Raw genomic sequence first — 8,610 nt, 5'->3', positions numbered from 1 at the left:
CCGCCGACGAGCTGTGGCTGAGCCCGGCCTACCAGCGGGACGTCGCGATCATCCACTTCACGTGGCGCAACCACCCCGACGAGGTGGCGGCGCTGCTCCCCGACATCGAGCAGGCGCTCGCGCCGTTCGACGCCCGCCCGCACTGGGGCAAGGCGCACCGCTTCGACCGTGCGGCCATCGAGCGGGTGCACCCGCGCCTGGCCGATGCCCGAGCGGTGTTCGAGCGCCTCGATCCCGACGGTCGATTCGTCAACGACCACCTCGTGCGCGTCGGCGTGCGCGAGGCCCGCTGACCCCGACGAACCGACGACCCCGAGCCCGCGGGGCTGCTGCCCGCGGGGCTACTGCACCACGCGCTTGCGGCCTCGCACGCCCGCCCGCACCGCGTCGGCGTCCGGCAGCCGGATCGGCGTCGTCGCGGCGATCTCATCCGAGAAGGCCTCGCGCGGCACGACCGACACCGGCCGGGTCTCGCCGAGCGTGACGCCGAACCGTCGCGACTCCGAGCGCTTCACCCGGCCCGAGACGAGCATCCAGATCGCCCCGATCGCGAAGGCGACGAACGCCGCCGCCGCACCGAGCAGGATCGCCGCTCGCGGCCCGAACTCGTTGGCAACCCATCCCACGATGGGCGCGCCGAGCGGGGTGCCTCCCATGAGGATCGCCATGTACAGCGCCAGCACCCGACCGCGAAGCGCCGGGTCGGTGGTGGTCTGCACGTAGCCGTTGGCGGTGGTCAGGGTCGTCACGACGGCGAAGCCGGTGAGCATGAGCGTCAGCGCGTACAGCCAGTAGTTCGGCATGAACGCCGAGACGGTGCCGGCGACGGCGAACATCAGCGTGCCGAGGATCACCATGCGGATGCGGGCACGGTCGCGGCGGGCGGCCATCAGCGCGCCGATGAGCGACCCGACGGCGAGAATCGAGCTGAGCAGGCCGTATCCGTCGGCCTCCTGCCCGAATTCCAGCGCCATCGTCGAGGCGAAGATGGGGAAGTTCATGCCGAAGGAGCCGAGCAGGAACACCATCGCGAACGCCACGATGAGGTCGGGGCGCTTGCCGACGTAACGGAAGCCGTCGGCCAGTCGCGATGCACCGGCGTGCTTGATCCGCGGGATCAGCTCGTCGGTGCGGATGAGCATGAGCGCCACGATCATCGCGATGAAGGTGACGGCGTTGACGAAGAACACCCAGCCCGTGCCGACGGCGACGATCACGACGCCCGCCACGGCGGGGCCGATCATGCGTGCGCCGTTGAACGATGCCGCGTTCAGCGCCACGGCGTTGGAGGCGTTCTCGCGCGAGACGAGGTCGGAGACGAACGCCTGCCGCGAGGGGTTGTCGAACGCGGAGATCAATCCGAGGAGCACCGCGAAGGCGTACATGAGCGGCAGCGTCATGACCCCGGCCAGCAGCAGCGATCCGATGACGACGCCCACCACGAGCAGCATGCTCTGCGTGATCATGAGCAGCTTGCGCCGGTCGAAGCGGTCGGCCACCCAGCCGGTGACCCCGACGAGCAGCAGCGGCGGGGCGAACTGCAGCGCCATCGTGACGCCCATAGCGCCGGCGTCGTTGTCGGTCAGCTGCGTGAGGACGACCCAGCTGAGCGCGGTCGCCTGCATCCAGGCGCCGATGTTGGACACCAGGGCGCCGATGAACCACACACGGTAGTTGAAGACGGAGAAGGAGCGGAACATCGCACTCATCGCGAAGCCACCTCCCGCATGATCGCCGTGGCACGTGCGAGCACGGCGCGGTCCTCGTCCCCGATCTCGGCGAGGGCGCCCTCGAGCCACGAGTCGCGGCGCCGGGTGGTCTCCTCGACCACGGCGATGCCGGTGTCGGTGAGCGACACGTTGACCTTGCGCCGGTCGTGCTCGTCGGGGGTCCGCGCAATGTAGCCGGACTCCTCGAGGCAGTTCACGGTGCGGTTCATCGATGGCGCAGACACCCGCTCGCGGTCGGCGAGCTCGCCGAGGGTGTGCGGGCCGTGCATGGTGAGAGCCGCGAGCACGGCGAACTGGCCGTCGCTCATCTCGTCGACCGCGCGCTGGGCGCGCAGGCGCCGGGCGAGGCGGAAGGTGGCCATGCGCAGCTCGGATGCCGCTGCGGAGAGGTCTGGGGGCGTTGAGGCGGGGAGGTCTGTCGTAGTCATGCGAATACTTAGCATAGCTCATTAGTTCGGCTAAGTAAATCGGGGTCACTCAACCATTGACCGCGGGGGAGCCGCGCCCATAGGCTCGTGGAGGCGACTGGGGAAAGCGCATTCCGATTCCGATTCGAAGGTGAACCGAATGACAATCCCTGCCCTGCGGCCCGTCCGCACCTCTCCGCGGTGGCGTGCCGCTGCGATCGCGACGGCGACCCTGACCGCCGCCGCCCTGGCCCTCCCGATGTCGGCCGCCTCGGCCGTGCCACCGGATGCCGCGGCATCCGTCCCCACCTCCGGCCCCGGCACCGCCAGCCCTCAGCTCGAGTCGCTCGACCGCGGCGTGGTCGCCGTCGACACCGGATCGGGTGTCTTCATCAGCTGGCGGCTGCTGCAGGGGGAGGCGTACGGCGCGGATGCCACCGGGCTCACCGGCACCGACTTCGCCGTCTACCGCGACGGCGAGAAGATCGCGACGGTCACCGACAGCACCAACCTGCTCGATGCCGCCGGCTCGGCGTCGACGACCTATCAGGTCGCCCCGGTGCTCGCCGGCCGCGAGGGGGAGCCGAGCGATCCTGTCTCGCCGCTTGCCCAGGGCCATCTCGACATCCCGCTCACGCGCCCGGCCGACGGGGTGACCCCCGCCGGCGAAACGTACACGTACGCCGCCAACGACGTCTCGGTCGGCGACGTCGACGGCGACGGCGCGTACGAGTACGTCGTGAAGTGGGATCCTTCCAACGCCAAGGACGTCTCGCAGGTCGGGTACACCGGCCCCGTGTTCCTCGACACCTACGAGCTCGACGGCACGCTGCTCAGCCGCATCGAGCTCGGCGACAACATCCGCGCCGGCGCCCACTACACGCAGTTCCTCGTCTACGACTTTGACGGCGACGGCCGTGCCGAGACGATGCTCAAGACCGCTCCCGGCACGAAATCGACAGGGTTCGGACCCGACGGCGCCGCGACGAACGAGGCCTTCATCACGATGCCCGCCGAGGACCTCGCCGCGGGCTTCTCGCACGACGACGACTACCGCATGAGCGCCGCCGACTATGAGGAGCACCTCGTGCAGATGTTCCTCGGCTGGTCGGAGCGGGAAGAGGTGGTCTCGGGCCAGTGGCCCGCAACGCTCGAGGAGGCGTTCGGCACCGAGGTCGCGCACGAGTACCCGCTGTCGCGCGAGAGCGCCGAGGAGCTCGTCGACTACTTCATCGACGTCTTCGCCCCGGGGCGCTCGGCCCGCAACGTGCTGCGCGCGTTCGAGGGATTCATCCTCGAGGGACCGGAGTACCTCACCGTCTTCGACGGCGCCACCGGGCAGGAGCTGCAGACCGTGCGCTACGAGCCCGGTCGCGGTGATGACGGACTGCTCTGGGGTGACTATGCGATGAGCCGCATCGAGCCGGGCAACCGCGTGGATCGGTTCCTCTCCGGAGTCGCGTACCTCGACGGCGAGCGGCCGTCGGCCGTGTTCGCCCGCGGCTATTACACGCGCTCGACGGTGGCGACCTATGACTGGGACGGCGAGAGCCTGTCGCAGCGCTGGTTCGTCGACAGCGGGCATGTGCCGCTGACGAATCCCTTCAACGACGGCCCGCACGGGCGCGACGGCACCGACTCCGAATACGGCACGATCACGACGCAGGGCTTCCACAGCCTGAGTGCCGCCGACGTCGACGGTGACGGCCGTCACGAGATCGTCTACGGCTCCGCAACGCTCGACGACGACGGCGGGCTGCTGTACTCGTCGTTCGACGTCATGCCCGCAGGCAGCGGCGCCCCGGGCGAGAACACCCGCCTCGGCCACGGCGACGCCATGCACGTCGCCGACATCGACCCGGCCCGCCCCGGTCTGGAGATCTTCACCGTGCACGAGGGCGGCGCGTGGGCTCCCTACGGGACCGCATTGCGCGACGCCGCCACCGGCGAGGTGCTCTTCGGTGCGTATTCCGGCCGCGACACCGGCCGCGGCATGATCGGCGACGTGCGCGCCGACGTGCCGGGAATGGAGGTCTGGTCGAGCATGCCGGCGGGAACGGATGCCTCGGGGCTGCTCTCCGCAACGGGCGACGTGCTCGCGCCGACGAACCCCGGGACCAACCAGTCCATCCGCTGGGCAGGCGATCTCACGACCCAGGTCGTCAACGGCGCGGGGGAGGTCACCCCGACGATCGACGACTGGACGCGCGGGACGCTGCTCACGGCATCCGGCACCCTCACCAACAACGGGACGAAGGGGAACCCCTCGCTCGTCGCCGATGTGTTCGGCGACTGGCGCGAGGAGTTGCTCGTGCGCACGGCCGACTCCGCCGCGCTGCGGGTGTACACCTCCACCGAGGTGACGGGCCACAAGCTGTACACGCTCATGCACGACCCGCAGTACCGGGCCGAGATCGCGCGGCAGCAGACGACGTACAACCAGCCCGCATACACGAGCTTCCATCTCGCCTCGGGCATGGACTTCTCCGCCGTGCCGCTGCGCGCTGCGCCCCAGCCGGTCGCCGCTCCCGGCCTCGTCGTCGACGGCACCGACGTCACGGTCTCGTGGGAGGCCCCGGCAGAGCCGGGGACCCATGAGGTCACCGGGTACGTCGTGACGCTGACCCCGGAGCAGGGCGAGCCGCTGGTGCAGGAGGTCGCGGGCGACGTGCGCACGGTCACCTTCGCCGCGGTCGCCCCCGGCCGCTGGTCGGCGACGGTGGTGGCCCGAAGCGCCGCCGGGGCGTCCGAACCCTCGGACGCGTCGCCCACCGCGACGGTGACAAAGGGGCAGCCGACGCGGCTGCTGGCCGACGCCTACGCCCACTGCGTGGGCCGGTCGGTCTACGTGGGTGTGTTCGTGCTCAACGCCGGGCCGCAGCGCGCCGACATCACCGTCGCGGTGCAGGGCAGCGAGAAGCACAAGGCCGATGTCCGCCGCGGCGGCATCGTCACCGAGCTCGTGAACACCCGGGAGCGCTCGGTCGCCGCAGGGTCCGCGACGGTCACGGCATCCGCCGTCGTCGACGGAGTCGAGTACCGGTCGACCTACGAGGTGGGCTACCCCGCGGCGGCCTGCCGCCGCTGAGTCGACGGGCGGAGGGGGCAGGCGCCTCCTCCGCCCGCCTAGACTCGTGCGCATGCCCGAGTTCATCGACGCACACGGCATCGCGATCGTGTACGACGTGCATCCTGCCCGCTCCGAGCCGCGCGGAATCGTGCAGGTGCTCCACGGGGTGGGGGAGCACGCCGGCCGGTACGGAGCGCTCATCGAGGCGCTGACGGATGCCGGGTTCATCGTTTACGCGGACGACCACCGCGGGCACGGACGCACCGGCATCCGTCAGCACGGGGGTGACGTCGAGAAGCTCGGCCGCCTCGGGCCCGGCGGGATGCGGGCGGCGAAGGATGCCGTGTGGCAGCTGACCCGCGTCATCCACGACGACGAGGACCCCGGCCTGCCGCTCATCCTCTTCGGGCACTCGTGGGGATCGTTGCTCGCGCAGATGCTCGCGAACGAGCATCCCTTCGCCTACGACGGTCTCGTGCTGTCGGGCTCGGGACTGCGCCGGCCGGACTCGCTCAAGGTCGGCAATTACAACGCGCCGTGGGAGACGGCCGACGCGCTGGGGACGGAATGGCTGTCGTCGGATCCCGCGGTGGGCCGTGCCTTCCTCGACGACCCGCTCACGACGTCGGTGCCGCTGGCGAAGCTCTTCGGCGTGCGCGAGGGGCTGCGACTCTACGGGCTCCCGCGGCGGACGCCGGGTGTGGACCTGCCGGTGCTGCTGCAGGTGGGCCGCGACGACACCGTGGGCGGGCCGCGCAGTGTGCATCGCCTGGCCGACGCGTACCGCCGGCGCTCCGGCTTCACCGACGTGACCACGCTGGTGTACCCCGAGGCGCGGCACGAGATCTACAACGAGACCGAGCAGGCGCGTGTCCGCGCCGACCTGCTGGCCTGGCTCGACGCGCGGTACCCGCTGCGCCCGGCCGAGCCCGCGCCGTGAGCCCGCCGTCCCGGTGAGACGAATGCCGACGGCCGAGACGGCGGGTGTTCCCCACGGTCTCGGCCGTCAGTATTCGTCTCAGCGCCCTGGGTGCGGGGCGCGCGGGTCAGCCGTGCGCGCGGCGCGAGCCGCGGCCGCGGCCGGTGCCCGAGTTGGCGCGGATGTCCGCGACGGTGCTGCCGGTGGTGGGACGTGCGGGGCGCTGGGTGCGGGTGGATGCCGCGGCGGGCGCGCTCGCGGTGCGCGTGGCGCCCGAGCCCTGACCGTCGCGTCCCCGACCGGCACCGGCGCCGCGGCCGGATCCGCCGGAGCGTCCGCCCGAGCCGGAACCGCCGGAGCGTCCGCCGGCGCCACCGGAACGGCCGGAGCCGCCCGAGCGACCGCCGCCGTTGCCGCCGCTCGAACGCTGCGGTGCGGTGACGACCGCGGAGGGGGTGACGTGCGCGGCGGGCTCGCCGACGAGTACGGACACCTCGGAGCCGCCTGCGGCCACGGGCTCGAGAGCCGCGGAGACCTGGGCCTTGCGCAGCAGATCCTTGACCTCGCCGCGCTGCGCGTCGAGGGCGACCGTCACGACGACGCCCTCGGCGCCGGCGCGGGCGGTGCGGCCCGAACGGTGCAGGTACGCCTTGTGCTCCATGGGCGGGTCGACGTGCACGACCAGCTCGACGTCGTCGACGTGCACGCCGCGGGCGGCGACGTCGGTGGCCACGAGCACGCGCACGCCACCCTGAGCAGTGGCAGCGCCGAACGAGGCGAGGTTGCGGTCGCGAGCACCCTGCGAGAGGTTGCCGTGCAGGTCGACGGCCGGGATGCCGGACGCCGTCAGCTGCTTGGCGAGCTTCTTGGCCTGGTGCTTGGTGCGGGTGAAGAGAATGCGGCGACCCTGGCCCGATGCGAGGTGACGCACGAGCGCGGTCTTCTCGTCGCTGCCGGGAACGACGAACACGCGGTGGGTCATGACGCCCTGCGGGACGCTGGACTCGTCGACCTCGTGACGCACCTCGTTGCGCAGGAACTTGCGCACCAGGGTGTCGACGCCGCGGTCGAGCGTGGCGCTGAAGAGCATCCGCTGGCCACCGGCGGGGGTGGCGGCGAGGATGCGGGTGACGCCGGGGAGGAAGCCCAGGTCGGCCATGTGGTCGGCCTCGTCGAGAACGACGATCTCGACGGCGCCGAGGTCGACGACCTTCTGCTTCATCAGGTCCTCGAGGCGGCCGGGGCACGCCACGACGATGTCGACGCCGCGGGCGAACGCCTGCTCCTGCGCACGCTGGCTGACGCCGCCGAAGACGGTGGTGACGGTCAGCCCCACGGCAGCGGCCAGCGGCGAAATGGTCGCGGCGATCTGCGTCGCGAGCTCGCGGGTGGGGGCGAGCACCAGGCCACGGGGGCGGCCGGGACGACGCGCGGCTGCTCCGGCGCCCGACAGGCGCGCCACCAACGGCAGCGCGAAGGCGATGGTCTTGCCGCTGCCGGTGCGGCCGCGGCCGAGCACGTCGCGGCCGGCGAGGGAGTCCGGAAGGGTGTCGCGCTGAATGGCGAACGCCTCGGTCTTGCCGTCAGCGGCGAGGACGGCGGCGAGCTTCTCGGGTACGCCGAGGGAAAGGAAAGTAGACATGTGTGCTTTCGGGCAGGCACACGCAGATCATGAAGTGGATCGCGGTGCGGGGGAGGCGACGGCGCGGATTCGCGCATCGGTTCGCCGTTCGAAAAGATGCCGCGATCGGGATCGGGGAGTCGTGACGACGACGTAGTGGCACTGAGGCCACCTGACCACCCTACCAGCGCCGCGCCGTAGGCTTGACCCATGCACGGTGAGTACAAGGTTCCTGGCGGCAAGCTGGTCGTCGTCGACCTCGAGGTGGACGAAGGGCTGATCACCGATTTCCACCTGGCTGGAGACTTCTTCCTGGAACCCGACGACGCCCTCGCCGACATCGACGCCGCCGTCACCGGGCTTCCCATCGAATCCGACGTCGCCACCATCGCCGCCGCGGTGCGCGAAGCGCTGCCGGAGGGCGCGCAGCTGCTGGGCTTCACCCCCGAATCGGTCGGCACCGCGGTGCGCCGGGCGCTCGTGACCGCTCCCGGCTGGCGCGAGTTCGACTGGGAGATCGTGCACGACCGGCCGCTGTCGCCCAACATGAACCTGGCCCTGGATGAGGTGCTGACCGCGCGGGTCGGCGACGGCCGCCGCAACCCCACCATGCGCATCTGGACGTGGGACTCCTCCGCCGTCGTGATCGGCTCGTTCCAGTCGTACCGCAACGAGGTCGACCCCGAGGGGGCGGCCCGACACGGCTTCGAGGTCGTCCGGCGCATCTCCGGGGGCGGGGCCATGCTGATCTCCGCGGAGTGGATCATCACGTACTCGCTGTACGTGCCGGCATCCCTCGTCGCCGGCATGACGTTCGCCGATTCGTACGCCTTCCTCGATGACTGGGCGCTGCAGGCGCTGCG

At 71.2% G+C, this 8,610-nt stretch carries 7 protein-coding genes; 4 read left to right on the top strand and 3 right to left on the bottom strand.

From position 1 onward, the window contains the following. On the top strand, positions 1 to 293 hold a 293-nt coding region (locus NQ160_RS13775; protein WP_306853371.1), incomplete at its 5' end, for a D-arabinono-1,4-lactone oxidase. Positions 294 to 341: 48 nt separating this feature from the next. Here the strand turns inward: NQ160_RS13775 and NQ160_RS13770 are convergent. Beyond that, the gene (locus tag NQ160_RS13770) at positions 342 to 1,709 is read right to left on the bottom strand and encodes an MFS transporter (protein ID WP_257515782.1); all 1,368 of its coding nucleotides are present in this window, start codon (positions 1,707 to 1,709) and stop codon (positions 342 to 344) included. Next, positions 1,706 to 2,158: a MarR family winged helix-turn-helix transcriptional regulator gene (locus tag NQ160_RS13765; protein WP_257515781.1), complete on the bottom strand. Its 453-nt coding sequence runs from the start codon at positions 2,156 to 2,158 to the stop codon at positions 1,706 to 1,708. The genes NQ160_RS13770 and NQ160_RS13765 overlap by 4 nt, the downstream gene beginning before the upstream one ends. A 139-nt stretch (positions 2,159 to 2,297) precedes the next feature. On the opposite strand from NQ160_RS13765, the gene NQ160_RS13760 reads away from it, so the two are divergent. Beyond that, positions 2,298 to 5,225, top strand: a complete 2,928-nt coding sequence (locus tag NQ160_RS13760; RefSeq protein ID WP_306853369.1) for a rhamnogalacturonan lyase family protein — start codon at positions 2,298 to 2,300, stop codon at positions 5,223 to 5,225. A 52-nt stretch (positions 5,226 to 5,277) separates the two neighbouring features. Beyond that, positions 5,278 to 6,147 carry a lysophospholipase gene (locus NQ160_RS13750; protein WP_257515780.1) on the top strand — a complete coding sequence of 290 codons (870 nt, stop codon included), beginning with the start codon at positions 5,278 to 5,280 and terminating at the stop codon, positions 6,145 to 6,147. A gap of 106 nt (positions 6,148 to 6,253) precedes the next feature. Here NQ160_RS13750 and NQ160_RS13745 read toward each other — a convergent pair whose 3' ends face one another. Beyond that, a complete protein-coding gene (locus NQ160_RS13745) occupies positions 6,254 to 7,768 on the bottom strand; it encodes a DEAD/DEAH box helicase (RefSeq protein ID WP_257515779.1) in 1,515 nt (504 codons plus the stop codon). Positions 7,769 to 7,957: 189 nt separating this feature from the next. Here NQ160_RS13745 and NQ160_RS13740 point away from each other — a divergent pair. Further along, the coding region (locus tag NQ160_RS13740; RefSeq protein ID WP_374113657.1) for a lipoate--protein ligase family protein at positions 7,958 to 8,610 on the top strand (653 nt) is incomplete at its 3' end.

The organism is Microbacterium sp. zg.Y909 (assembly GCF_024626565.1).
Note: the sequence above shows the minus strand (reverse complement) of the source record. Positions and strands in the feature narration are given on the sequence as shown.